Origin of the sequence: Nocardioides panacis (assembly GCF_019039255.1) — a bacterium.
In the GTDB taxonomy this organism is placed as follows: Bacteria; Actinomycetota; Actinomycetes; order Propionibacteriales; family Nocardioidaceae; genus Nocardioides_B; species Nocardioides_B panacis.
The window spans coordinates 1,952,841-1,976,024 of sequence record NZ_CP077062.1 but is presented as its reverse complement, the minus strand read 5'-3'; the positions used below and the strand labels follow the sequence as shown (position 1 = coordinate 1,976,024).

26 protein-coding genes and 2 pseudogenes are annotated in these 23,184 nt (G+C 71.4%); 19 read left to right on the top strand and 9 right to left on the bottom strand.

What is annotated here, in order from left to right:
* The first annotated feature begins 4 nt into the window (after positions 1 to 4).
* From KRR39_RS09630 to KRR39_RS09620, 3 genes are all read left to right on the top strand, one after another.
* Positions 5 to 2,044: a spermine/spermidine synthase domain-containing protein gene (locus tag KRR39_RS09630; RefSeq protein WP_216941803.1), complete on the top strand. Its 2,040-nt coding sequence runs from the start codon at positions 5 to 7 to the stop codon at positions 2,042 to 2,044.
* 173 nt (positions 2,045 to 2,217) lie between these two features.
* Positions 2,218 to 3,312 (top strand): phospho-N-acetylmuramoyl-pentapeptide-transferase, encoded by a 1,095-nt coding sequence (mraY, locus tag KRR39_RS09625; RefSeq protein WP_216941802.1) that lies wholly within the window; start codon positions 2,218 to 2,220, stop codon positions 3,310 to 3,312.
* Positions 3,313 to 3,395: 83 nt separating this feature from the next.
* Complete coding sequence (locus KRR39_RS09620) at positions 3,396 to 3,995, top strand: hypothetical protein (protein ID WP_216941801.1); 600 nt, start codon at positions 3,396 to 3,398, stop codon at positions 3,993 to 3,995.
* A 25-nt stretch (positions 3,996 to 4,020) separates the two neighbouring features.
* Here KRR39_RS09620 and KRR39_RS09615 read toward each other — a convergent pair whose 3' ends face one another.
* Together KRR39_RS09615 and KRR39_RS09610 are read right to left on the bottom strand one after the other, a co-directional pair.
* Entirely contained in the window at positions 4,021 to 4,362 is a 342-nt protein-coding gene (locus tag KRR39_RS09615) for a metallopeptidase family protein (RefSeq protein WP_216941800.1), read from the bottom strand.
* A 255-nt stretch (positions 4,363 to 4,617) separates the two neighbouring features.
* A complete protein-coding gene (locus KRR39_RS09610) occupies positions 4,618 to 5,031 on the bottom strand; it encodes a hypothetical protein (protein WP_216941799.1) in 414 nt (137 codons plus the stop codon).
* 268 nt (positions 5,032 to 5,299) lie between these two features.
* Here KRR39_RS09610 and KRR39_RS09605 point away from each other — a divergent pair, with 268 nt between their 5' ends.
* The 3 genes from KRR39_RS09605 to KRR39_RS09595 all read left to right on the top strand — a co-directional run bounded on the left by KRR39_RS09605 (position 5,300) and on the right by KRR39_RS09595 (position 6,917).
* Complete coding sequence (locus KRR39_RS09605; RefSeq protein ID WP_216941798.1) at positions 5,300 to 5,971, top strand: N-acyl homoserine lactonase family protein; 672 nt, start codon at positions 5,300 to 5,302, stop codon at positions 5,969 to 5,971.
* A 167-nt stretch (positions 5,972 to 6,138) separates the two neighbouring features.
* Positions 6,139 to 6,324: a hypothetical protein gene (locus KRR39_RS09600; protein ID WP_216941797.1), complete on the top strand. Its 186-nt coding sequence runs from the start codon at positions 6,139 to 6,141 to the stop codon at positions 6,322 to 6,324.
* Between the two features lie 134 nt (positions 6,325 to 6,458).
* Entirely contained in the window at positions 6,459 to 6,917 is a 459-nt protein-coding gene (locus tag KRR39_RS09595; protein WP_216941796.1) for a CBS domain-containing protein, read from the top strand.
* Positions 6,918 to 6,941: 24 nt separating this feature from the next.
* Here the strand turns inward: KRR39_RS09595 and KRR39_RS09590 are convergent, their stop codons facing one another.
* Positions 6,942 to 7,232, bottom strand: a complete 291-nt coding sequence (locus tag KRR39_RS09590; protein ID WP_216941795.1) for a MerR family transcriptional regulator — start codon at positions 7,230 to 7,232, stop codon at positions 6,942 to 6,944.
* Positions 7,233 to 7,416: 184 nt separating this feature from the next.
* Between KRR39_RS09590 and KRR39_RS09585 the strand changes: the two genes are divergently transcribed.
* Positions 7,417 to 7,800 (top strand): hypothetical protein, encoded by a 384-nt coding sequence (locus tag KRR39_RS09585; protein WP_216941794.1) that lies wholly within the window; start codon positions 7,417 to 7,419, stop codon positions 7,798 to 7,800.
* Positions 7,801 to 8,234: 434 nt separating this feature from the next.
* On the opposite strand, the gene KRR39_RS09580 is transcribed toward KRR39_RS09585, so the two are convergent.
* Positions 8,235 to 8,543 carry a putative quinol monooxygenase gene (locus tag KRR39_RS09580; protein ID WP_216941793.1) on the bottom strand — a complete coding sequence of 103 codons (309 nt, stop codon included), beginning with the start codon at positions 8,541 to 8,543 and terminating at the stop codon, positions 8,235 to 8,237.
* 215 nt (positions 8,544 to 8,758) lie between these two features.
* Between KRR39_RS09580 and KRR39_RS09575 the strand changes: the two genes are divergently transcribed.
* From KRR39_RS09575 to KRR39_RS09565, 3 genes are all read left to right on the top strand, one after another.
* Positions 8,759 to 10,168, top strand: a complete 1,410-nt coding sequence (locus KRR39_RS09575; protein ID WP_216941792.1) for a pyridoxal phosphate-dependent decarboxylase family protein — start codon at positions 8,759 to 8,761, stop codon at positions 10,166 to 10,168.
* On the top strand, positions 10,165 to 10,563 hold the full coding sequence (locus tag KRR39_RS09570) for a YybH family protein (RefSeq protein WP_216941791.1): 399 nt from the start codon (positions 10,165 to 10,167) through the stop codon (positions 10,561 to 10,563). Before KRR39_RS09575 ends, KRR39_RS09570 begins: the two co-directional genes overlap by 4 nt.
* A 181-nt stretch (positions 10,564 to 10,744) precedes the next feature.
* Positions 10,745 to 11,245 (top strand): DUF6328 family protein, encoded by a 501-nt coding sequence (locus KRR39_RS09565; RefSeq protein WP_216941790.1) that lies wholly within the window; start codon positions 10,745 to 10,747, stop codon positions 11,243 to 11,245.
* A gap of 65 nt (positions 11,246 to 11,310) precedes the next feature.
* Here the strand turns inward: KRR39_RS09565 and KRR39_RS09560 are convergent, their stop codons facing one another.
* Entirely contained in the window at positions 11,311 to 12,429 is a 1,119-nt protein-coding gene (locus KRR39_RS09560; protein WP_216941789.1) for a glycosyltransferase, read from the bottom strand.
* A gap of 19 nt (positions 12,430 to 12,448) precedes the next feature.
* Here KRR39_RS09560 and KRR39_RS26065 point away from each other — a divergent pair.
* The 6 genes and pseudogenes from KRR39_RS26065 to KRR39_RS09535 all read left to right on the top strand — a co-directional run.
* Positions 12,449 to 12,598, top strand: a pseudogene (locus tag KRR39_RS26065) (VOC family protein); the annotation flags it as partial.
* A gap of 127 nt (positions 12,599 to 12,725) precedes the next feature.
* Positions 12,726 to 12,902, top strand: a complete 177-nt coding sequence (locus KRR39_RS24660; RefSeq protein WP_254185639.1) for a VOC family protein — start codon at positions 12,726 to 12,728, stop codon at positions 12,900 to 12,902.
* Positions 12,903 to 12,950: 48 nt separating this feature from the next.
* The gene (locus KRR39_RS09550) at positions 12,951 to 13,853 is read left to right on the top strand and encodes a bifunctional helix-turn-helix transcriptional regulator/GNAT family N-acetyltransferase (RefSeq protein WP_254185638.1); all 903 of its coding nucleotides are present in this window, start codon (positions 12,951 to 12,953) and stop codon (positions 13,851 to 13,853) included.
* Between the two features lie 525 nt (positions 13,854 to 14,378).
* Entirely contained in the window at positions 14,379 to 14,981 is a 603-nt protein-coding gene (locus KRR39_RS09545; protein ID WP_216941788.1) for an SIR2 family NAD-dependent protein deacylase, read from the top strand.
* Positions 14,982 to 15,200: 219 nt separating this feature from the next.
* The gene (locus tag KRR39_RS09540; protein WP_216941787.1) at positions 15,201 to 16,442 is read left to right on the top strand and encodes a PP2C family protein-serine/threonine phosphatase; all 1,242 of its coding nucleotides are present in this window, start codon (positions 15,201 to 15,203) and stop codon (positions 16,440 to 16,442) included.
* Positions 16,443 to 16,575: 133 nt separating this feature from the next.
* Entirely contained in the window at positions 16,576 to 17,031 is a 456-nt protein-coding gene (locus tag KRR39_RS09535; RefSeq protein ID WP_216941786.1) for a FliH/SctL family protein, read from the top strand.
* A 56-nt stretch (positions 17,032 to 17,087) separates the two neighbouring features.
* Here KRR39_RS09535 and KRR39_RS09530 read toward each other — a convergent pair whose 3' ends face one another.
* On the bottom strand, positions 17,088 to 17,816 hold the full coding sequence (locus KRR39_RS09530; RefSeq protein WP_216941785.1) for a GAF and ANTAR domain-containing protein: 729 nt from the start codon (positions 17,814 to 17,816) through the stop codon (positions 17,088 to 17,090).
* 85 nt (positions 17,817 to 17,901) lie between these two features.
* Complete coding sequence (locus tag KRR39_RS09525; protein ID WP_216941784.1) at positions 17,902 to 18,609, bottom strand: GAF and ANTAR domain-containing protein; 708 nt, start codon at positions 18,607 to 18,609, stop codon at positions 17,902 to 17,904.
* On the opposite strand from KRR39_RS09525, the pseudogene KRR39_RS26060 reads away from it, so the two are divergent.
* A pseudogene (locus KRR39_RS26060) lies at positions 18,522 to 19,028 on the top strand (trehalase-like domain-containing protein); the annotation flags it as partial. The gene KRR39_RS09525 and the pseudogene KRR39_RS26060 sit on opposite strands and share 88 nt — an antisense overlap.
* A gap of 421 nt (positions 19,029 to 19,449) precedes the next feature.
* Positions 19,450 to 20,727, top strand: a complete 1,278-nt coding sequence (locus KRR39_RS09520; RefSeq protein WP_254185637.1) for a glycoside hydrolase family 15 protein — start codon at positions 19,450 to 19,452, stop codon at positions 20,725 to 20,727.
* A 32-nt stretch (positions 20,728 to 20,759) separates the two neighbouring features.
* Here KRR39_RS09520 and KRR39_RS09515 read toward each other — a convergent pair whose 3' ends face one another.
* A complete protein-coding gene (locus KRR39_RS09515) occupies positions 20,760 to 21,263 on the bottom strand; it encodes a metallophosphoesterase family protein (protein WP_216941783.1) in 504 nt (167 codons plus the stop codon).
* An 80-nt stretch (positions 21,264 to 21,343) separates the two neighbouring features.
* Entirely contained in the window at positions 21,344 to 21,724 is a 381-nt protein-coding gene (locus tag KRR39_RS09510) for a hypothetical protein (protein ID WP_216941782.1), read from the bottom strand.
* A 557-nt stretch (positions 21,725 to 22,281) separates the two neighbouring features.
* Between KRR39_RS09510 and KRR39_RS09505 the strand changes: the two genes are divergently transcribed.
* A complete protein-coding gene (locus KRR39_RS09505) occupies positions 22,282 to 23,139 on the top strand; it encodes an MIP/aquaporin family protein (RefSeq protein WP_216941781.1) in 858 nt (285 codons plus the stop codon).
* Positions 23,140 to 23,184 lie beyond the last annotated feature (45 nt).

Sequence of the window (23,184 nt, the reverse complement as noted above, 5' to 3'; positions counted from 1 at the left end):
AACCATGTCCCGGCTGGCAGACGCGCTCAGCGCCCACGTCGACCAGGTTGTCCTCAACCCCGTGCGCCGGCTGCTGCTCGGCAGCGCGCTCATGCTGTTCCTCGAGCTGGCGCTGATCCGTTGGCTGGGCGCGAACGTGGTGCACCTGAGCTACTTCTCGAACTTCGTCCTGCTGGGGTCGTTCCTGGGGATCGGGATCGGGTTCCTGATCAGCCGCAAGCCCTGGTCGGCGCTGCCGTTGACCGCCCCCCTGCTGGCGGTGCTCGTGGTGGTCACGCTGGTCTTCCCGGTGAGCATCCAACGCCGGGGGAGCGACGTCATCTACTTCACCGCGATGCGGGTCAGCGGGCCGCCCGTGTGGCTGGCGCTGCCGGTGATCTTCCTGCTCGTGGCAGCCACGCTGGCCGGTCCCGCGGAGGTCGTCGGGCGGTGCTTCGGAGTCCTGCCGGCGCTGACGGCCTACCGCTACGACCTGCTCGGCTCGCTCGTCGGGATCGGCTTGTTCACCGTGCTGTCCCTGCTGTGGGCTCCGTCCGTCGTGTGGGGGACGCTCGTCGGCGCCGCGCTGGTCTTCTTGAACCAGGGGGCCCGCCGCCGGCTGCTCGCAGGTGGCTGCGCCTTGGTGTTCACCGCGATGCTGCTCTCGGAGACGCTCACGGCGGGCGTGAGCTGGTCGCCCTACTACAAGGTGGAGACGCATCCCTCGAAGGCGGGACCCGGTGCCCTGTCGATCTGGGTGAACGGGGTCCCTCATCAGACGATGGCCCGCGCCGACTGGCGCCTGAAGCACGCCGCGCAGCAGTACGGCACGCCGTACGCACGCCTGCCCCACCTCCCGCTCGACAACGTCCTGGTCGTGGGTGCCGGCTCGGGCTCGGACGTGGCCATCGCGCTGCGCAAGGGTGCCAAGCACGTGGACGCCGTCGAGATCGACCCGCGGATCCTGGACCTGGGCAGGAGACACAACCCCGACCACGTCTACCAGGACGAGCGCGTCACGACGCACGTCAACGACGGGCGAGCGTTCCTCGAGAGCACCGACACGAAGTACGACCTGATCCTGTTCGCCCTCCCCGACTCCCTGGCCCTGGTCAACGGGGCCTCGCAGATCCGGCTGGAGTCGTTCCTGTTCACCGAGGAGGCACTCCGCTCCGCCCGCGACCACCTCGAGCCTGACGGCGGCTTCGCGATGTACAACTTCTACCGCGAGAACTGGCTCATCGACCGGCTGGCCGGCACCGCCGCCACCGCCTTCGGCCACCCGCCCTGCGTCGACGTCTTCGCCAGGCACCAGGCAGTGGTCACCGTCGCCGCCAGGGAGGGCAACCAGGCGTGCGCCACCGGCTACCGTCCGACCACCGCCGTCGTGGCCCCGGCCACCGACAACGCCCCCTTCCTCTACTTCCGCGGAGGTGGCATCCCGCAGATGTACCTCTGGACGCTGGCCGGCATCCTGCTGGTGTCCCTGGCGCTGGTCCGGGCCGTCGGCGGACCGATGCGCAGCATGGCTCCCTACGCGGACCTGTTCTTCATGGGCGCCGCCTTCCTCCTGCTGGAGACCAAGAACGTCGCGACGTTCGCGCTCCTGTTCGGAACCACCTGGCTGGTCAACGCCCTGGTGTTCGCGGGTGTCCTCGTGGTCGTGCTGGCGGCGGTCGAGACGACCCGCAGGGTGCGCACGCCACCCCTCCCGGTGGTCTTCGCGGGCATCCTGGCTGCCCTGGCGCTGGCCTGGGCGGTTCGGCCGGAGTACCTGCTGGGTCTCCCGTTCGTGCCACGTCTGCTCTGCGCGACGCTGCTGGCGTTCCTGCCGATCTTCCTGGCGAACGTCGCGTTCGCGAAGCGCTTCGCCGACACCGCCGACTCCCAGGAGGCGTTCGGCGTCAACCTGCTGGGAGCGATCGTCGGCGGCTGCCTGGAGTACGTCGCGCTGTTGACCGGGTACGACAACCTGCTGGTCGTCACGGCAGCGATCTACCTGGTCGCCTTCGCGCTGCTTCCCCGGGACGCGCGCCGCTCGGTGCTGACCCGCAGCCCGTCCTGAGAGGCTCGGTCGTCGCGCCGGGTGGACGGACCGCAGTTCGACGACACGCGCCCGATCAGTCCGATGCGCACCGCTGAATGTGGTCTCGTATGTGTTTCTGTCCACCACGAGCGAGCCGGCCGGACCCGTGACGGTCCTACCGGACGCTCACACACGATCGGTGCGGACCCGGGTTGAAGGCCATCCTGCTCAGCGGCACTGTCGCACTCCTCGTGACGTTGGTCCTCACCCGCTGGGCGATCTCGCAGTTCGCGTCCTGGGGTCTTGGACAGCTGATCCGCGAGGACGGCCCGAAGACGCATCACGTCAAGCGGGGGACGCCCACGATGGGCGGCGCCGTCATCGTGGCCTCGACGGTGATCGGCTACGCGTCCGCCAAGCTGGTGACGGGGGAGCTGCCTTCGCGGTCCGCGCTCCTGGTGCTCTTCCTCCTGGTGGGGATGTCCGGGGTGGGATTCCTCGACGACTTCATCAAGGTCAGGATGCAGCGCAGCCTCGGTCTCCGGAGCAAGGCCAAGCTGTTGGGGCAGACCGTCGTCAGCCTGACGTTCGCGTTCCTGGCCCTTCATCCCGCCCTCCCGGACGGCGCGGCAGCCGCCGTCTCTCACCGGCTGTCCCTCACGCGCGACGTCGGCCCCGCGTTGCCGTGGGTGATCGTCATGGCGCTCATCTGGTTCATGGTCAGCGGGACCAGCAACGCCACGAACCTCATCGACGGTCTCGACGGGCTGCTCACCGGCAGTGCCTCGATGGTCTTCGCGGCGTACGTCATCATCGGCATCTGGCAGAACAACCACTCGTGCGGGTCCGGCGGCGGAGCGAACGGCCTGTGCTACCAGGTGGCCTCCCCGCTGGACCTGGCCGCCGTCGCGGCCGCCCTGACCGGCGCCTGCTTCGGGTTCCTGTGGTGGAACGCCTCGCCGGCCAGGATCATCATGGGGGACACCGGCTCCCTCGCCCTGGGGGCGGCGATGGCCGGGCTCGCACTGCTGACCCGGACCGAGCTGCTCCTGGTCGTCCTCGGGGGCCTGTACGTGGCCGTCACCGGGTCGGTGATGCTCCAGGTGTCCTGGTTCAAGTTCACCCGGCGCACCACCGGCGTGGGCAGGAGGATCTTCCGCATGACGCCGCTCCAGCACCACTTCGAGCTGCTCGGGTGGGAGCAGGTGACCGTCGTGATCCGCTTCTGGATCGTCGCCGGAGTCTGCGTGGCGGCTGCGATGGGGATCTTCTACGGCGACTGGGTCGCGAGCCTGCCGCCCCGTTGACGGCCCAGCGGCCCAGACGCAGAAGGGCCGAGCAGGCGTCCGCACGGGCATCGACCGTCCGCCAGGTCTGTCACCCTGGCGTCATGCACGACGACCTTCTCGACCGGCCCTCGTGGACGATCGGCCTCGACTCATGGGTCATCCAGGACGGCAGCTACCCCGACCTCGTCACGGGTCAGCGGATCGACTTCGCCGTGGAGTTCGCCAGCCGAGGCGGTCTGAGGCAGCTGGACGAGGCGCACGAGGTGGCCGTGCACGGGATCGGCGGCTCGCAGTACGAGGTCACGGCACAGATCGTGCATGACCGGCCGAACGCGCAGGTGATCGACTTCGGGATGCTCGCCTACCACTTCATCGGGATCGCGGACCCGGAGCACCAGCCGCACGTCGGTGCCTGGGTGACAGGCGTGATCAACCTGTCCGTCGATCCGTTCTTCTACTTCGACGAGCTCGCGCATGAGGAGGGGTTCCCGGCCCTGACCTACTCCTGGACGGTGCACGAGATACAGGAGAGGACCGGGACGGACGCTCTCCGGGACGGTGCCTCCACCGTCCGAGCGGACACGGGACCCGGTCTCGTCACGGTGGAGAGGACCGATGCCTGGGGTGACGTCAGCAAGTTGCCCGGCTACCTGCTTCGGTGCGGCATGGAGCGGAAGGACCGAGCTGATCGCGGTCCGTGAGACTCAGGAGGCCCGCCACCGCGGTTCACCACCCGAGCTCGCGGAGCCTAGCGTCGCCGATCCCGAAGTGATGACCCACCTCGTGGATGACCGTCCGCCGAACCTGCTCGAGGACCTCGGACTCGCTGTCGCAGACCGCGCAGATGGCACGCCGGTAGATCGTGATCCGGTCGGGCAGCGCGCCGGCGTAGAACGTCGAGCGACGGGTCAACGGCACTCCCTGGTAGAGCCCGAGCAGACCCGTCGGGCCGCCGTCGTGCTGCACGGTCACGGCCACGTTGCTCATCAGCTGGCCCAGCTCCGTGGGTATGCCGTCGAGCGCCTCGCTCACCATCAGCTCGAATCGCTGTGGATCGATCTCCACCATGGAGCCATGATGCAGCCGTGGGCGAGGGATCCTCCTTCCCGCCGGTGCAGCACCTCGACAGGCCCGAGGAGGCTGATCAGGACTGGGAACGCACGACCCGACGAATGGGACCCGGACGGGGTGCCGGAGCGGCCGCCCCTCACCGGGCTGGGCCGGCCGACTGTCTGGGGAGGCGCCTGGTGCCGGGACGTGTGGCTGTGGCCGCTGCCTCCCCCGGGTCCCGGTGCGCGGGAGCACCCGTGAGGACGCCAGCCGTCAGCCGTGCGCGTGCCTGCGGTGCGCGAAGCCCCAGCTGAGCGAGCCGGCGATCACGGCTGGAGCTGCGACGAGCACCGTCAGGAACGGTGCGAGGGCGGCCATCGCGATCAGCACCTCGTCGCGTTCGCCGCCCTGGACGGCGAGGCCCACGACCGCGAACGCGGCGGTCACCAGGCCGGCGCCGACCCAGGTGACCGTGAGCCGGGCCAGGTCGCGGCGCCGGCCGTCGAGGCCGCCCCAGACGAGCGCCGCCAGGACGACCAGCCCGAGCCCGAGCAGACCGCCACCGATGTCCGTCTCGTGCGGGCCGGGGGTGGAGGCGTCCCAGAGGGTGGTGAAGGCCCAGTGCCCCGCCAGCAGGACACCTCCGCGAACGACCAGGTCGAGGAGGATGCGCGTTCGTGTGGTCATCTCCCCAGCGTGACCCTCCGTGGCTCGCCGCACATCCGCACGCGTACTCAGGTCTCGCTCTTCCGGTACGGGCAGCCCAGGGCGTCCTCGCGGTCCCACGCCGGCACCGTCCGACCGATGAGTTCTGCTCGGCGACGAAGTCGTAGTGCTGAGCAGTCGCGCCCAGCGGCGCACCGACATCGAGGGAGTCGAGCAGGCATGGTGACGTTCATGACCATCGGGTACGGCGGCCGCGACGGGCACGAGGCAACCGCACGAGGTGTCCGCGATGCGTGATCGTCGGCCTCGTCAGGAGGGGGGAGCGGGAAGCGAGGCCCCGCCGCCGACCGTCACCCCGGTTCTCGTGGCCGCGCTGCTCGCCGAGGGCGAACGGATGCCGGTCTACGTGCACCTCATCGACCATCCGGACGCACGCGTGCTCGTCGACACCGGCATGACGCAGCTGCACCCGGCGGTGGCCGACATGGATCCACGCCTGATTCCACTGAGCGCGCAGCCGGAATTCGACCCGGCCGGCATCGACGTCGTCATCAACACCCACCTGCACTTCGACCACTGTGGCGGCAACCACCTCTTCCCCGGCCGGCCGATCTACGTCCAGCGCCGGGAGCTCGACGACGCGCGCGGTGAGGACGACTACACGATCCGCGAGTGGGTCGACGCCCCCGGCGTGCAGTACGTACCCGTCGACGGCGCTGTCGAGGTGCTACCGGGACTCCGGCTCGTCCCGGCGTCAGGCCACACACGGGGCTCGCAGGTGGTCGTCGTCGAGACGGGCCGGCGTCCCGTCGTCATCGCGGGTGACACGGCGGTGTTCTTCGCCGAGCTCGACGAGCCGCGCACCGAGGGCCAGCGGCTGGTCCGCGCACTCGACCCTGCTGAGGTCTGGCTCTCCCACGAGCACGAGCCGTGGCGGCCGCGGACCGACCAGCACGTCTGACCGGGGGAGCGACCTCCCGGGCAGCGGAGCTCGTCTGAGGTAGCGCGGCGGCACGGTCCGCCGAGATAGGGAGTTCGCCCGATGCGCCGGAGGCCGTCTTAGCCGGAGCCTTGTCCTGACCGGGCCGGACCCCGGCCCGAACCAGCGGAGGACCAGCGGAGGACACCGTGAGCACCTACATCGACCCGAGCACCGCGCTCGCCCTCGCCCGTCAGGCTCGTGACGAGCACCTGAGGCGGGCCGAGCGGCACCGGCAGTCCCGCCTCGTGCGCGACCACGGCGTTCCCGCTGGCCGCCCCCGCCGTCACCGCCGGTGGCACCTCGAGTGGCGGCGTACCCTGCTCGCGCACTGACGCGTCGAGCGCTCGCCGCCGGGGCGACTCGCTCGTGGAGGACGTCCGCGCGACCTCGTGGTGGTTGCGATCGGCGGCGACGTACGGTGGATGCCGGTTCTCGGACACGACGCGGAATGGACAGGGTGATGCACGTGCGCCTCGCCCCGACAGGCACGGCCGGCCGGACGCCCGACGCCGGCGGCGGCCCGATCGCTGCCGAGGTCATGCTGCGACGGCCGAAGACCCTGTCTGCCCGTGCCTCCGTCGCGGAGGTGCGCGCGGCGCTCGCCGACGACCACGTGCACATGGTGCTGCTGACCGATGGAGCGTCCCTGGTCGGCACGTTGGTCGGTGCCGACCTGCCGCCGCAGGCTCCCGCCGCTGCCCCCGCCCTGTCCTGGTCGCGGCTGCTGGAGCGCACCGTGCCGCCGGACGCAGCCGCCGAGACCGTGCAGGCGCTGCTGGTGGAGCGGGGGTTGCGGCGGATGGCGGTGGTGGACCACGAGGGCACCCTGCTCGGGCTGATGTGCCTCAAGCGGTCCAGGACGGGCTTCTGCTCGGACGACGACGTCGCCTCGCGGGCGCGGTCGCGGCACGCCGACACGGACTGACCGACGGGGAGCCCCGTCCGGGCCTCATCCGCCGCCGCGGGGCGGGCTGCCCAGGCGGGTGCGCAGCCGTTGGTTGTCGTCCTCCAGCTCGAGCACCAGCGCGATGCCGGCCAGGTTGAGACCGTCCTCGAGCAGCTGCAGGATGCGGCGGACGCGGTCCAGGTCGTCCTCGCTGTAGCGGCGGGTGGCCCCGTCCGTGCGGCTCGGTGAGACGAGACCTCGACGCTCGTACACGCGGAGGTTCTGCACGCCTGCGCCCGTGAGCTCGGCCGCGACCGAGATGGCGTAGACGCCACGAGCGGGTGAGGTGGCCATCGTCAACGTCCTGGAAGAGAGTGGTGCTTGCGCTCTGACGTTACCACCGCTATATAAAATCTGTAACTGTGAATACAGACGAGGCGGCCGCGGGGCGACGGGAGGCGGATCGGACCTCTGTCCCGGACGGGTGGCGCTCGGGCCGCCGAGGATCTCGACCTGTGAAGGTGTGAAGGAGGGGACGATGTACCTGTCCAAGGATGCCCGCGAGCTCTCCGTGCTCCTCGCGATCAGTCGAGAGCTCGACATCGTCGGCGACGTCAGTGCGACCGTGGCCGACCCCGCCGAGCTGCTCGCCTGGGCGTCGGTTCTCACCGATGCCGAGGTCGTCGCCTGGCGAGCCAAGGACTCGGGACACCGCTACGTCCAGGTCGCAGCCGACCGTCACGCAGCCCCCGTCCGGGGGCGGGTCGCCGCGGTGCTGCCCTGCGATCGACACCGCGAGTTCTGGAACGCACTAGGACTCGACGAGGACAACGCGACCGTCACCCACCTGAGCCGGGCCGCACTGTCGAAGGCCTGGTCCGACACGCCGATCACCCCACCGCGCACCGACGCCCCGGCGTGACCGGCGGCGGATCTGCCGCCTAGCGTCGGGTGCTCTCCGAGCGGGGTCGTCTGGGACCGGACCTCGGCACCGGGTGGACACGGCCCGGGTGCTGGCCGGCTACGGCGACGGCCCCGCCTGCGGGGCAGACGGGGCCGTGGCCGGCGGTGAGCCGGTGTCGGTCAGCGACCGAACGGATGCTGAGGGTTGAACGCCCACAGCGTGTAGGCGTCGATCCGGCGGGCGAGCCGCCGGAACGAGGACGTCGAGGTGCGGATGGGTGGCAGGGGCAGCATGGCTGTCCTCCGGGACGAGAGGGGTGCGGTCGTGTTCAGGATGACGAACCACTGTGTCCGTCACGTTTCCCAACGTCACGAGCGCGTCAACGATGCCGGGGGCGCGCCATGATCCTGCTCACGCCCGCCGCGGGCGTCCACCGGAAGCGGCGTGCACCCTCAGAATTCCGCCATCTTGTCCCACCCCTGCCGATCCGGGAGGTCGACGTAGATGATGTCCGGAACTTCGGCGACGAACGGCTTGGTCCGGTCGTCGACGAGGTACTGCTGGAAGTGGTCCGAGCTGACGTGCGCCTCGCCGGCCGCCGCGTCCTCGAACGCCTCCAGGGTGAGGATCGTGTCGGGGTCGTCGACGCTGCGGAAGTGCTCGAACCACTTGTTCCCGGGCTCCTGGCGGGTCGCCTCGAGGAAGGGCCGGCTCGCCGCGAGGTAGTCCTCAGCGGTGCCCGGCTTCACCTTCGTCTTCACGGTGATGAGGATCAATGTGTCTCCTGGTTGCTGGAGGCGGGCCGTGTCGGACCCGCCGTGACGTCGGACGTCGCGTCGCCCGAACGTAGCCGATCAGACGCCTCCGGGCCGTCGGTCGGGGCGCCCGGCGCCCCCCTCACAGCCACGTCGCGGTCGCCCGCCCGGGACGTTCTTCGGTGGTTGTGCGATGCCTGCAGGTACTGGACGGTGAAGGCATGAGCGATGTGGAGCACCTTCTCGTCCGCGCGGCCCGGGCGGCGGCCGAGCACCGGATGACGGTCGGCGAGCACTCCGTCACCCCGGACCGGTCGCCCGAGGACATCCGAGCGGCGTTCGCCGGACCGCTCCCCGACGGACCGACGAGTCCCGACGACGTCCTGACCCGCCTCCTGCAGGCCGCCGAGGGGGCGATCACCGGCACGGTGGGACCGCGCTACTTCGGGTTCGTCATCGGAGGTGCCCTACCGGCCGCGAGCGCCGCCGAGGTGCTCACCACCGGATGGGACCAGCCCGCCTACAACGAGGTCCTCTCACCCGCCGCCGGTGCGGCCGAACGTGCGGCCGGCACCTGGGCCAAGGAGCTGCTGGGCCTGCCGAGCGAGTCGTCGGTGGCCTTCGTGACCGGCGCCCAGGCCGGCAACACGGTCGGCCTCGCGATCGGCCGGAACGAGGTGCTCGCCCGGCTCGGCCACGACGTCGCCCGCGACGGTCTGCACGGCGCCCCGCGGGTCCGGGTGGTCGCCGGCGAGGAACGCCACGCCACGGTCGACCGTGCCCTCCGGCTGCTCGGCATGGGCACCGCCGGCATCGCGCCGGTGCGGGCCGACGGCAACGGCGCGATCGACGTGGAGCACCTGGACCAGGTGCTGGCCGAGAACCCGGGAGTCCCGACGATCGTCTGTCTCCAGGCCGGCAACGTGAACACCGGCGCGTGCGACGACTTCGAGCGGGCCGTCCCGCTGGCTCGTCGCCACGACGCCTGGGTGCACGTCGACGGGGCGTTCGGTCTGTGGGCCGCCGCCAGCCCTCGGCACGAGCACCTGACCCGGGGAGTGGGGCTCGCGGACTCCTGGGGCACCGACGCGCACAAGTGGCTCAACGTCCCCTACGACTCGGGCCTGGCCTTCTGCCGCGACGCGCAGGCACACGCCGCGGCGATGGCGTACGTCGCGGCGTACCTGACCGGCTCGGGCGGCACCGACCACGTGCTCGGGGACGTCACCCCCGAGTCGTCCCGCCGGGCCCGCGGCTTCGGGGTCTGGGCAGCGCTCCAGGAGCTCGGGCGCAGCGGCGTCGCGGACCTGGTCGACCGGTGCTGCGCGCACGCCGCACGGATGGCCGACCTGCTGACGGCCGGCGGCGCGACGATCCACAACGAGGTCGTGCTCAACCAGGTGCTGGTCGGTTTCGACGACCTCTCGCGCACCGATGCCGTCGTCGAGGCGGTCCAGCGGGACGGCACCTGCTGGCTGGGGGCCACCACGTGGCAGGGCAAGCGCCTGATCCGGATCTCGGTCTCGAACTGGACCACGACCGAGGCGGACATCGACCGCTCCGCCGACGCGATCCTGCGCGCGGCGGCCGCGGTCGGTGCGGGTCGCGAGGGGAGCGCTGAGGAGCGATGACCGACCGTGAGGACTTCCTGGCCTGGGTGCGGACCGTGCTGTACGACGCCGAGCGCGCGCTGCACGACGGTGATCCCGGCCCCCGCCGGGCCCTGTGGTCCCGCAACGAGCCCGTGAGCGTCCTGGGTGCGTGGCGCGACGCCCGGGGCCGACCCGAGATCGACGAGCTCTTCACGTCGCTCGGCGACAGCTTCTCCGACTGCTCTTCCTACGCCTTCGAGCTGCAGGCGTTCGACGTCCTCGGCGACATGGCCTACACAGCGGGCCTGGAGCACACGTCGGTCTCGGTGGAGGGCCGCCCCCGCACGTACACCTTGCGGGTGACCCAGGTGTACCGCCGTGAGTCAGGCGAGTGGCGGGTGGTCCACCGGCACGGCGACACCGTGGCCGGGTGACGGCTCTCGAACGCCCACTGGAGCGCGGCGCGCGCGGCACCTAGACCTGTCCGGTTCGCGGCGGCTCGACTGCATCACCGAGGGTGACGACGGGTACTTCCACGGTGTCCACTTCGACAGCAGGAGGCGACCCTGCCGCGAGCCGGGGGCCGCCCCTGAGCCTCCCGGCCGAGGAACAGAGATGACGCTCCCACACCAGATCGACCATCCGCACGACATCAACCACAAGAGGCTCACCCGCAACTTGCACGAGCTCCTGCAGGAGCTGCGTGTCACCCAGACCGGCGTGCAGATCCTCACCGGGTTCCTGCTGACCCTGCCGTTCAGCACCCGGTTCGCGGACCTGACCAGCACCCAGCGGCACGTCTACCTGGCGATCCTGACCGGCTCGGTGATCGCGACGGGGCTGATCGTCGCACCGGTCGCGTTCCACCGGATGCTGTTCCAGCGCGGGCAGCGCCCGTGGATCGTCAAGAACGCGAACCGGGCCGCGCTGGCCGGGCTGCTGTCCCTGGCGCTGACCACGAGCGGCGTGGTGTGGCTGGTCTTCGACCTGGTCACCGATCCGTTGACCGCCCACGTCGCCGGCTCCCTGTCGCTGCTGTTCTTCGTGACCCTGTGGGCCGCGGTGCCGCTGGTCGGGCATCGCGGCGCGCCGTCGAACCGGTCGCACGACCACTAGGTCTCCGCACCCGCGTGCACGTCGAGGTGGTCGTCCCGCGAGCGCACCTGTGAGGCAGCGGCGGGTCAGACGGCCAGGCCGGCCCAGGCCGCGTCGGCGTCGGGCATCGCGGCGATCTCGTCGCGCACGCGACCGGCCGCCGCCCGGAACGCCGGGTCCCCGCTCACCTCGGTGACCGCGGCCGCGATCGTCTCGACCGCGTAGTCCTCGGGGGCGACGAGCAGCCCGGCGCCGGCGCGGACCAGGAGCGCGGCGTTCTGCGGCTGGTCGGTCCCACGCGGCAGTGCCACCTGGGGCACTCCGTGCACGAGGCCGCCGAGCATCGTGCCCGATCCGCTGTGCGAGACCAGCAGGTCGGCCCGTTCCAGCAGGTCGGCCTGGGGCACGAACTCCGCGACCACGGCGTTCGCGGGGAGGGAACCCAGCTCGTCGGGGTCGACGCGACGCCCCGTGGTGGCGATCACCGTGCCGTCGTACCCCTCCAGGGCAGCGAGCCCGGTCCTGAAGTCGCCGGGGTCGGCGTTCTTGACGGTCCCGAGGGTGAAGTAGGCCACGGGACGGTCGGAGGCGAGCACGTCAGCGACGCGGCGCGGCACCTCGCCGCGCTCACCGGCACTCGGCCGCACCGGGACGGCCGAGGGCCAGGGTTGGGGTCCGTCGGGCTGCAACGAGGGTGGGCACAGGTCCAGGGCTCGTTCGGTCGAGAGCTGGGCCCACCGCTCAGGCTCGCCGATGGCGGCACCCGCGGCGTCGATGAGGTGCGCGTAGAACGGGAACATCGGTCCGATCCCGTGTACGACGGCGGGGATCCCGAGCCGCGCGGCCAGCATGGACCCGGCCTGCTCGACCACCTCGTGGACGACCACGTCGGGGCGCCACGTCGAGGCCATGGCCAACAGGTCGTCGAGTCGGGCGAGTGCCGGAGCGCCGAACAGCGCCACCACCCCGTCCCTCATCTTCTGCTCCTCCGGGACGCCGGCGGCCGCCCACGCCGCGTCGTGCGCGGACCAGGCCGCCTCCCACGTCGGTCCGACAGCGTGCACGTCCAGCCCGCGAGAGGCGAGAGGACCCGCCATGTCCGAGCCCGTGGCCACCCGCACGTCGTGACCGGCACGCTCCGCCGCCCGGACGAGGGGCAGCAACGGCAGTACGTGCCCGTACGCCGGGCACGAGGTGAACAGCACCCGAACCACATCCGTCAGGATGCCACCCTGTGGCATGCTGACGGCAGTGGACATCAGGCCCGAGGGGGGCTCGAACCGGATGCGCATGAAGCTGGAGCTGATCCCGCTCCCGGTCTCGGACGTGGACCGAGCGATCGCCTTCTATGCCGACAAGCTCGGCTTCAAGAAGGACTTCGACGTGCAGCCCAGCGAGGGCGTCCGGGTCGTCCAGCTGACGCCCGAGGGGTCGGGATGTTCGGTCGGGTTCGGGACAGGGCTGGATGCGTACGCGGGGGGAGCCCGGCAGCGTCAGGGGCGTGCACCTGGTCGTGGAGGACATCGACGAGGCGCGCGCCGAGCTTGCCCGGCGAGGTGTGGAGATCGGCGAGGTGCAGGACTTCGGCCGCGGCGTCAGGGGAGCAGGATTCTCCGATCCTGACGGGAACACACTCGAGCTGCAGGAGATGAGCTGGCGCCAGGGGACTGAGTACTGACGCCCCGGTGACTGTGCCTGGCTCACTCCTCTGACTAGGGTCAGAGAGATGAGCGATCATGCGATGGTCGAGACGGTCCGGAGCTTCAACCGGCTGGTCACCCAGCGCGTAGGAGCGCTGCAGGACAGCTACTTGGCGAGGGACCGGCCGCTCGCCCAGTCACGGGTCCTGTGGGAGATCGGCGAGCCCGGGTGCGAGGTGCGCACCCTGCGGTCGCGCCTCGACCTGGACGCGGGGTACCTGAGCCGGTTGCTGCGCTCGCTCGAGGCCTCGGGTCTGGTCACGGTCGTCGCCGGCCCGGGGGACAGGCGGATCCGCCTGGTGCGGCTGACCGCGGCCGGGCGCAGGGAACGTGCTCTGCTCGACGACCGCAGTGACGAGCTCGCGCGATCGATGGTGGCGCCACTGAGCGCCGAGCAGCGCGACCGCCTGGTCACGGCCATGGCGCAGGTCCGAAGGCTGCTCACCGCCTCGATGGTCGAGATCGAGGCGCGCGACCCGGCCCACGCCCACGCGCGGTTCTGCCTCGGCGCGTACTTCTCCGAGCTGGACCACCGGTTCGACGGCGGGTTCGACCCGGACGGCAGCATGCCGGCGGTCGCCGACGACATGCGGCCGCCCGCGGGCCTGTTCCTGGTCGCCACGTTGCACGGCGAACCGGTCGGTTGTGGTGCCGTGAAGTTCCACGCCGACGGACCCGTCGAGCTGAAGCGCATGTGGGTCTCGCCGGCCGTGCGTGGTCTCGGGGTGGGACGACGTCTGCTCGAGCAGCTGGAGGGCAGGGCCGTCGAGCACGGCAGCCGCGTGATCCGCCTCGAGACGAACGCAGCGCTTCCCGAGGCGGTGGCGATGTACCGCTCGAGCGGCTACCGCGAGGTCGAGGCCTTCAACACGGAGCCGTACGCCGACCACTGGTTCGAGAAGGACCTCGGTCAGGGCACGCTCGGGTGAGACGGTTGCCGGCATGACAGGGGACGCGACTCCGGGCCGCGACGTCGTGCTCGAGACGGGTCGCCTGATGCTCCGACCTCGGCGGGTCGCCGACGCTGTCGTCGATCGGTTGCTGGCGGTCGAACGGAAGGCTGCTGGGGACGTCGTCGGGTTCGCCGAGACCGGCCGGACGGAGGTGGACGCGGTCCACGGGACCACCCTGTTCACCGTGGAAGCGGCTGTGACCCCTGGATGGTCGAGCCGGTGACGACTCACGCGTCGCGGTTCAGTTCGAGGAGCCGGCCGCCGATAGTCCACTGGGAGCTCTCACGAGGGGGGACAGAGTGGCCATCCGATTCCTGCCCAGCGGCACGGAACCAGTCCGGGGGCGTGCCGACGACGCGACGTGCGCCGACCTCGCAGCGGCCCGGTCCGCGGTGGCGACGGCCCGCCGGATCCTCGTCGTCACCGGCGCGGGGCTCTCCGTCGCGGCCGGGCTACCGACGTACCGGGGGGAACGGTGGGCTCTACACCGGGTCGGCGGGAGTGCCTGACCTCCTGCTTGCCGAGTCGCTGCCGGCCAGCCTGCCGGACCTGTGGGCGTACTGGGCGCCGTTCCGCGACCGGGTGCGGTCCGCGGAGCCCACCCACGCCCACCGAGTCCTGGCTGCCTGGCAGCGGGCGCGCACAGCCGCCGGGGACGAGATCACGCTCGTGACCGCCAACGTCGACGACCTGCACGAGCGGGCCGGCAGCGAGCGGGCGCACCACCTGCACGGCAGCGTGTTCACCACGACCTGCCTCTCGCCCGCCTGCCCCGGACGCGTCGACGGAGACGCACGGTCCGATCCGTCCACGTCTCCGTGCCCGGTGTGCGGCGGCGCGACCAGGCCGGGGCTGGTGCTCTTCGGCGAGGTGGTCGACCTCGATGCACAGTGGGCGGCGCGCCGGATGCTGCGGCAGTGCGAGGCGTTGGTCGCGATCGGCACCTCCGGCGCGGTGACCCCGCCGTACAGCTGGCTGCGGTACGCCCGCGACGTGGGTGCGCCCTCCATCCAGGTGAACCCGGACCCCGACGCCGGGGACGGGTTCGACCTGCACGTGCGGCTCGAGGCCGACGTGGCCGCGCCCCTGCTCTTCGAGACGTGAGGCTGCCGAGGATCTCGGGAGGCCGTCCTCGACCGTCGACAGCACCGTCCCTGCGTCGCGGTCACACGTCCGCAGCGGCGAGGCGCTCCGTGGCACGGGAGGGGCCGTTCTCCGACGTCGGAGAACGGCCGGTCTATGCTCCGACGAATGGTGTCCGGTCGGGGTCTCGATGTCGGGCGGGTGCTCGAGGCAGCGGAGTCGGGGTCTCCGGTCGAGGCCGTGGAGGCTGTCGCCCGCGAGCTCGGCGGGATCTTCGATGCCGAAGCCGTCTCGTTCCTCATCGCGGACCTGTCCGGGCGTGCTCTGGTCCGGCTGGCGCACGTCCCCCTCGTGGACGGCGAGGCCGAGGTCCGTACGCAGCTGGGTCCCGGTGAGCGACGCCATCTCGAGGAGTCCGCGACCGTGCTGCCCTTCGACGGCGGCCCCGCGGAGCAGGCGGTGCGCACCCAGACCGTCCAGGTGCTGCCGCCCGACCCGGCGCGCGCAGGGGACGGGGTCCTGGGGAGGTGGCGGGTGCTCGCACCGGTCACCGAGCGCGGGGAGTCCATCGGGCTGCTGGAGCTGTACCTCGCCGACGAACCGGGCCGGCAGACGGTGGCCGAGATCGGGCACGCTGCGTACCTGCTCGCGTTCGTCGTCATCGCGAACCGACGGCACACCGACCTGTTCGAGTGGGGCCAGCGCAGCCGCCCCTTCAGCCTGTCCGCGGAGATCCAGCAACGCCTGCTGCCCGGCTCGCGGACCTGCGAGGCGGCCGCCTTCACGCTGTCGGGATGGCTGGAACCCGCGGCGAGCATCGGGGGTGACACCTTCGACTACAGCCTGGGCCGTGACCAGCTGCACCTGTCGTTGACCGACGCGATGGGGCACGGCGTGGGCGCCGCCCTGACGGCGTCGTTGTGCATCGGCAGCCTGCGAGGCAGTCGGCAGACCGGAGCCACGCTGCTCGAGCAGGCCACCGACGCGAACACGGTGCTGGCAGAACAGGCAGCGTCCCGGGACCTCGACGACTTCGTCACCGGGCTGCTGGCCCGGGTCGACCTCCGCACCGGCGCCTACGAGATGGTCAATGCCGGGCACGTCGCGCCGTACCTCGCTCGAGGCAGTCAGGTCACAGCACTGGAGCTGCCGGTGGACCTCCCGTTCGGCCTGTTCCCCGACACCGCGTACCGCAGCACGCGGGGGACGCTGCGGCCCGGTGACCGAGTGGTCCTGGTGACCGACGGCATGTTGGAGCGCAACGTCAGCACGGTCGACCTACCCGGGGCCATCGCGGCCACGAGACAGCTCCACCCGCGCGAGGTCGTCCGTGCGCTGGCCGACAGCGCGCTGGAGGCGACCGGCCACGCGCTCAGCGACGACGCGACCGTGCTGTGCCTGGACTGGCACGGGAGCAACGCCCAGGAACGGTCCATCCGCTCAGGTGCCGATCCCGAGCGCGCCAGCAACCGCCTTCCCTGAGGACCGCCGTTCGACGGCGCTCGGCTGTGCCCCTCTGCGGAAGCCTGCTCGCGCGCTTCGCACGCGCGCCCGGCCGCGCGAGAATCGGTGTTCCCCGGGGAACCGGGTCGAGGCGTTGTCCCGAGGAGTGCTGATGGGCGTCCGGATCCGCACGATCGCACGGCTCGTGGTCCTGGCGGCGTTGGTGGCGGGCGCCGGCATCCTGGTCGGACGGGCCACCGTCGACACGCACGATGCCCACCAGCGCGGCTACCGGGCCGGCCTCTACGACGGCTACTTCGACGGCCTTCCGGTGGGGGAGGCGCAGGGCAGGCGGGAGGGCCGCGCTCTCCAGGCAGGCAGCTCCCTGCCGGCCCCCGACCGTCACGTGGCCACGGACGCGTTCAGCGCCGGCTACGCCGCCGGCGCCGACGACGTCTTTGCCGGCTACGACGGGGGCTGGGCGCTGTCGACCCCCTACGTGGTCACCGTCCGGCGGGGCCTGGGCGGCATCACCTACCGGATCGCCTCGCGAGCCCCCGTCGAGTCGGGGGTCAGCTACTTCCTCTGTCCCACGGGACACCGTCTGTGCCAGCGACCCCGGCCCTGACGCCCCTGGCCCTGAGGACCCCGGCCCTGAGGACCCCGGGCCGCCGCTGACCGGGCCTACTGGGCGCGGGCGCCGATGTCGCTCGGGGTCAGGGTGCCCTCGACGACGGCGGTCGCGACCTCGGTCAGGCTCAGCTGGTGGGTGCGGGCGTGGGTGCGCATCCGCACGAAGGCGGCGTTCACGCTGATGTCGGCGCGGGCGGCCAGGACACCCTTGGCCTGCTCGACCAGGACGCGGCTGTGCAGGGCGCTCTGCAGCTGCTCGGAGAGGATGGTCTGCTCGTGGGTGTTGCGCTGGTGGAGCAGCCCGATGGTGGCGACGTCCGCCATCGCCTGCCCGACTCCGATGTCGGTCGCGGACAGCTCGACGGGCTCGTCGGTGAACAGGTTGAGCGCGCCGATGACCTGGCCGCGCAGCCGCATCGGGAGGGCGTGCGTGCCTCCGAAGCCGGCCCGCACGGCCGCCGGGCTGAACGTGGGCCAGCGGCGCTGCGCTTCGGCGAGGTCGACGTTCGTGATGGCCTCACCGGTGGTGAAGCACTCCAGGCACGGACCTTCCTGGACCTGGAGCTCGAACAGCTCCAGGACCCGGGCTCGTTCCAGGGTCGCGGCCATCAGCGTCAACCCGCCGCGCTGGTCGGTGAGCATCAGCCCGGACGCGTCGGCGTCCAGCAGCTCCACGCACCGGTCGGTGAGCGTCTGCAGGAAGTCGACCACGTCGAAGTTCTCGGTCAAGGTGTCGGCGAGCTCGACGAACACCTGCGCCATCCGCGTCGCGTCATCCATGTTCTTCTCCGCTTCCTGCCGTCCCGATGGGCCGGCATAGACGGCGTCACCGGGGAGACCCAGTGCGCCCGTCACCTTCTGCATGCTACTGGCCGTCGAACGTCACCAACCCGTCCAGGACGTCGCGCGCCACGGTCACGACGGGTCGTTCGCTCGCGTACGCACGGGCCCGCAGCCGCACTAGCGCTTCGGCCATCGACACGTCCGCCTGGACCGACACCATCCCGGTGGCCTGGTGGACCTCGGCGTGGTCCTCGAGCATCGGAAGGCGAGTCGCGTCCTGACCGGGCCGGCCGTTCGACCCGTCCGGGGACGGTCCACCTGCCGAGTGCAGCAGCACGGCGGTGGCGGCGTCCGCGAAGGACAGCGCCTCCCGCAGCTGGTTCATGTCCAGATCGCCAGGTGTGTCGCGGTACAGGTCCAGGACTCCCAGCCGGATGCTGCCGACCCGCAACGGGAACGCGAAGATGGCACGGATGCCGGCCTCGACCGCACCGGCCGTGAACGCCGGCCACCGGGACGTCCCGGTCGCCTCCAGGTCCGGCTGCAGGACCGGGCGGCCCGTCGCCGAGCACTCGACGCACGGCCCCTCACCGAGGGTGAACTGGAGCTCCTCCATCGTCGCGGCCGGCCCGTCGGTGACCGCGAGCGTGCCGGCCGGGCCGTCCAGCGTCATCAGGATGATGCCGACACCCGTCACCGGCAGTGCCCGGGCACAGGCGGTCACCAGCCGGTGCGGGGCGTTCGCCGACAGGGCGGTGTCGTCGAGAACACCAGCGAGAATCTCTGCCACTCGGGCCGACGCCACCATGCACCGTCCATTCCACGGCAGACCACGCGATAGCCACACAGCACGGCCGTAGCCCACCACTTTACGTCGTCCCGCCCCCCTGCCACCGATCGCCGGGCCGCCGGCCTCGTGACGAGGCGGTCGCAGTGAGGGATGCTGGTGCTCAGCCCCTGGAGCATGCGGGAGTCGTGGTGGTCGATGCCGGAGCGCGCACGTCGAGCCGGCATCCGCGCGCGCCGGGCACCAGCCCGTTTCCCCCCATCGCCGACTACGCGTTCTTGTCCGACTGCGAGGCGAGCTGCCTGATCGCCCCCAGCGGTCAGGTGGAGTGGATGTGCCTGCCGCGGCACGACTCTCCCAGCGTGTTCTCCACGCTGCTCGACCGGGCCGCAGGGTGCTTCAAGGTGGCGCCGTACGGCCTGCGTGAGCCGACCGCACGGCGGTACCTCCCTGGCAGCCTGATCCTGGAGACCACGTGGCAGACCAGGACCGGCTGGATGATCGTGCGGGACGCCATGGTGATGGGCCCCTGGCACCACCTCGAGGAGCGTGCGCAGCGGTACAAGCGCGCACCCATGGACCACGAGGCGGAGCACTGCCTGCTGCGGACGGTCCGGTGCGTCAGCGGGGCGGTGGAGCTGTCGGTGCTGTGCGAGCCGGTCCTCGACTACGGCCGGCGGCGGGCGCGGTGGCAGTTCGTCGGCGACGGGTACGGCGAGGCGACGACCGCCGGCGCCGGCGCGGACGTGCCGGTCCTCCGACTCACCACCGACCGTCAGCTCGGCATCGAGGACTCCACCGTGATCATCCGGAGCCGGATGACCGAGGGGGGAGCAGGCGTTCGTGGCGCTGTCCTGGGCGTCGATGCCGCCGCCCCGCACGTGGGAGGAAGCCACCCAGAAGCAGTGGCAGACGACCGAGTTCTGGAGGCAGTGGATCACGGTCGGCGAGTTCCCCGACCACCCGTGGCGGGAGGAGCTGCAACGCAGTGCCTTGACCTTGAAGGGGCTCACCTACGCGCCGACCGGAGCACTGGTCGCCGCACCGACCACGTCGTTGCCCGAGACACCCGGGGGAGAGCGGAACTGGGACTACCGCTACACGTGGGTACGCGACTCCACCTTCGCACTCTGGGCGCTGTACACCCTCGGCCTGGACCGGGAGGCCGACGACTTCTTCGCGTTCATCCGCGACGTCGCCGCCGAGGACGACCTCCAGGTCATGTACGGCATCGGCGGGGAGCGGGACCTCCCCGAGTCCGTGGTCGAGGAGCTGGACGGGTACGACGGAGCCCGCCCTGTCCGGATAGGCAACGCCGCGGTCCAGCAGCGGCAGCTCGACGTCTGGGGGACCATGCTGGACTCCGTCTACCTGCACGCCAAGTCCCGCGACCAGCTGCCCGAGCAGCTGTGGCCCGTCCTGCTCCGCCAGGTGGAGCAGGCCGCCGCGCACTGGCGAGACCCCGACCACGGGATCTGGGAGGTCCGTGGCGAACCCCGGCACTTCACCTCCTCGAAGCTCATGTGCTGGGTAGCCCTCGATCGCGGCGCTCGCCTCGCGCGGCTGCACGGGCAGGCCGAGTACGTGGTGAAGTGGGAGACGATCGCCGACGAGATCCACGCCGACATCTGCACGAACGGCGTCGACGAGCGTGGCGTCTTCGTCCAGGCCTACGGGACGACCGGCCTCGACGCCTCGCTGCTGCTGGTGCCCCTGGTCCGTTTCCTGCCTGCGGAGGATCCACGGGTGCGCGCCACCGTCCTGGCCATCGCCGACGAGCTCACCCGGAACGGGCTCGTGCTGCGATATCGGGGTGACCAGACCGACGACGGGCTGAGCGGTACCGAGGGGACCTTCACGATCTGCTCGTTCTGGCTCGTCTCGGCCCTGGTCGAGATCGGGGAGGTGGGCCGTGCCAAGGCGTTGTGCGAACGGCTGCTGTCCTATGCCAGTCCGCTGGGGCTCTACGCCGAGGAGCTCGACCCGGTCAGCGGTCGCCACCTCGGGAACTTCCCGCAGGCCTTCACCCACCTGGCCCTGATCAACGCGCTCGTGCACCTCATCCGGGCCGAGGAGGCCGACCGCTCCACCCTGTTCACGCCGGCCCACCGCAGCACCTGATCGAGCAGTAGCGGGGCGCGAGCGCGTCGCTGCTACCTCGGGACGGTGTGCAGGGTGACGTCCCGGAGGTGTCCGGCGTCCGCGGTCGCGGTCATGTAGGTGCAGTGCGGCTGGCGGCGCCGGTCCGTGGGCGAGCCCGGGTTCAGCAGCCTGAGACCGGTCTCGCTGGTGGTGTCCCAGGGGATGTGGCTGTGCCCGAAGACCAGCACGTCGAGGTCGGCGAACCGCTCGCTGCACCGTGCCTCGCGTCCCTTCGCGGCACCCGTCTCGTGCACCAACCCGATACGGACTCCTTCGACCTCGACCCGAGCCACCTCCGTGAGGCGTTCCCTGAGGCTGCCGTGGTCGTTGTTGCCCCACACGCCGACCAGGCGCTGGGCCCGCGACTCGAGCTCGTCGAGGAGGCGCTCGTCCACCCAGTCGCCGGCGTGCAGGACGAGGTCCGCGCTCTCCAGCTCGCTCCACACCTGGCCGGGAAGGTCGCGTGCGCGCTTGGGCACGTGGGTGTCCGCCAGCAGGAGCAGCCGTGTCGTCATCGGCCCAGTGAACAGACAACGTCCGCGCCAGGCAACGTGGGTACGACGACCTCCGCCCCGCGCGTCCCGGCGGGGAGGGCTCAGCCGGGCATCTCCACCCAGCGAGCGGCCGCGTCGAACGTGTCCTCGGGGGTCGCGTTGAACGCGATGGCCGCACCGGCAGCGTGCCGACGAACCAGGTTGATCACGCGTTCGAACAGCTCCGGCTGGTGACGCACCCCGCCTCCGACGACGACGCAGTCCCACGCCTGGGCCTGCAGGGCAGCAGCGACGACCCCGTCGACGTCGTCGCTGCCGTCGAGGCCGAACAGGCAGAACGTGGCGGGGACCCCGTGCCGGACGAAGCGTGCTCGTCCGACCTCGATGCCCTCGGCGACCGGTCCGGGATCCCAGGGCCCCGGCACCCGGTACGGATCCAGCCCGATCACCAGCACGCGCGGCACGACCGCGGGGTTGTCCATCGCTGCAGGGTACGTCGGCCGGTGGACCGATGCTCGCCGTGGGACGCTGTGGTTGTGGAGCCCGCCGACGCTTCCCCGGCCAGCAGAGGTTCTCTTCCGGGCCGGACGCATCGACGTCGTCTGGGGGGTCGAGCTGGAGAACGGACGAGCCGTCGTCATCGAGAGCCATCGCGCTCCGGTCAGCGGAGGGTCGTCCACCCCCGAAGAGGCGCTGCCTTCCTGCGCGACTACGGGGACGCCTCGCGGCCAACGCTCTTGCTGGTCCGGAGCCGCGGCGAGGACTATCTCGCCCTGGACTGGTGAGGTGCCGGCTACCTGGTGGGCCGCCTGCGTGGCGCGCGACGCATGGAAGTGCCTGTCCTGCTTGAGGAAACTGGATCTTCCGAACAACCGATCATCTCGACCCGAACGAGCTGCGGTGCGGGTGCCGCGGCCCTTGACCGTGTGCCGGTGCCCGACTTAGCGTCGAGGAGTTCCTGCAGCAAGGGGTCGCCTTTCAGCGAGGCCCGTTCCGAGAACCAGGCGGCCAGGCACCAACTGGGAATCGGGAGAGCGCCATGAGTCCTTCTCTGCTTCGCCGACTTGTCGCCGAGTTCGTCGGCACCGGCCTGCTGGTCCTCTTCGGGGCGGGCTCGGTGGTCGCCGCGCTCGAGCTCAACCGGGGGCGCCTCGACTACGCCGGGCTGGGCATCATCTCGCTGGCCTTCGGCCTGGTGGTCGCCCTCGTGATCTACGCCGTCGGCACGACGTCGGGCGCGCACATCAACCCGGCCGTCACCGTCGCCCTCGCGGCGGCCCGGCGCTTCCGCTGGGCCGAGGTCGCGCCGTACGTCGTCGCCCAGCTGCTCGGTGCGCTCGTCGGCGGCCTGCTCATCGTGGCGTACGTCGGCAGCCGGGCCACCGATCTCGGCAGCGTGGGTCTGACGGCTCTGGGGCCCGGGGTCAACGGCGTGCAAGGCATCGTCGCGGAGGCCCTCGGCACGTTCCTGCTGGTCTTCACGATCATGGCGGTCGCGGTCGACCAGCGGGCCCCGGCCGGCTGGGCCGGCTTCCTCATCGGGCTCGCGGTCGCGGTCGAGATCATGCTGATCGGCCCGTTCTCCGGCGGGTCCGTGAACCCGGCGCGTTCGTTCGGTCCCTACGTGGTGAACCAGCTCTTCGGCGGGTCGACGCCGTGGTCCGAGTTCTACGTCTACGTCGTCGGACCGCTCGTCGGCGGCGTCGCGGGTGCGCTCTGCTACGACGTCGTGGCGCGTCCGGCCGCCGCGGTCCCGCCGGTCGGCGCCGCGGTCGAGGAGGGCATGCCCGGCGCGGAGACGCCCGGAGAGCCCTCGCCGGAGCCTCGCCAGCGGCCGTCCGAGGTCCCGGCCCAGTCACGCCGGGAGGCCCCGACACGGTCGCAGTCCAAGACCTGAGTCCGTCCTCCGTCACCGATCGGTCCAACCAGCCAGCTTCACGGA

Excerpts from the sequence above, each read along its gene's own strand:
- KRR39_RS09590 (WP_216941795.1), bottom strand. The coding sequence starts at position 7,232 with ATGGCCACCTCACCCGCTCGTGGCGTCTACGCCATCTCGGTCGCGGCC.
- KRR39_RS09530 (WP_216941785.1), bottom strand. The coding sequence starts at position 17,816 with ATGGATGACGCGACGCGGATGGCGCAGGTGTTCGTCGAGCTCGCCGAC.
- KRR39_RS09575 (WP_216941792.1), top strand. The coding sequence starts at position 8,759 with ATGAGCGATGTGGAGCACCTTCTCGTCCGCGCGGCCCGGGCGGCGGCC.
- KRR39_RS09515 (WP_216941783.1), bottom strand. The coding sequence starts at position 21,263 with ATGACGACACGGCTGCTCCTGCTGGCGGACACCCACGTGCCCAAGCGC.
- KRR39_RS09510 (WP_216941782.1), bottom strand. The coding sequence starts at position 21,724 with ATGGACAACCCCGCGGTCGTGCCGCGCGTGCTGGTGATCGGGCTGGAT.
- KRR39_RS09550 (WP_254185638.1), top strand. The coding sequence starts at position 12,951 with ATGAGCGATCATGCGATGGTCGAGACGGTCCGGAGCTTCAACCGGCTG.
- KRR39_RS09505 (WP_216941781.1), top strand. The coding sequence starts at position 22,282 with ATGAGTCCTTCTCTGCTTCGCCGACTTGTCGCCGAGTTCGTCGGCACC.
- KRR39_RS09570 (WP_216941791.1), top strand. The coding sequence starts at position 10,165 with ATGACCGACCGTGAGGACTTCCTGGCCTGGGTGCGGACCGTGCTGTAC.
- KRR39_RS09535 (WP_216941786.1), top strand. The coding sequence starts at position 16,576 with ATGGGCGTCCGGATCCGCACGATCGCACGGCTCGTGGTCCTGGCGGCG.
- KRR39_RS09630 (WP_216941803.1), top strand. The coding sequence starts at position 5 with ATGTCCCGGCTGGCAGACGCGCTCAGCGCCCACGTCGACCAGGTTGTC.
- KRR39_RS09605 (WP_216941798.1), top strand. The coding sequence starts at position 5,300 with ATGCGTGATCGTCGGCCTCGTCAGGAGGGGGGAGCGGGAAGCGAGGCC.
- KRR39_RS09585 (WP_216941794.1), top strand. The coding sequence starts at position 7,417 with ATGTACCTGTCCAAGGATGCCCGCGAGCTCTCCGTGCTCCTCGCGATC.
- KRR39_RS09565 (WP_216941790.1), top strand. The coding sequence starts at position 10,745 with ATGACGCTCCCACACCAGATCGACCATCCGCACGACATCAACCACAAG.
- KRR39_RS09615 (WP_216941800.1), bottom strand. The coding sequence starts at position 4,362 with ATGGTGGAGATCGATCCACAGCGATTCGAGCTGATGGTGAGCGAGGCG.
- KRR39_RS09610 (WP_216941799.1), bottom strand. The coding sequence starts at position 5,031 with ATGACCACACGAACGCGCATCCTCCTCGACCTGGTCGTTCGCGGAGGT.
- KRR39_RS09620 (WP_216941801.1), top strand. The coding sequence starts at position 3,396 with ATGCACGACGACCTTCTCGACCGGCCCTCGTGGACGATCGGCCTCGAC.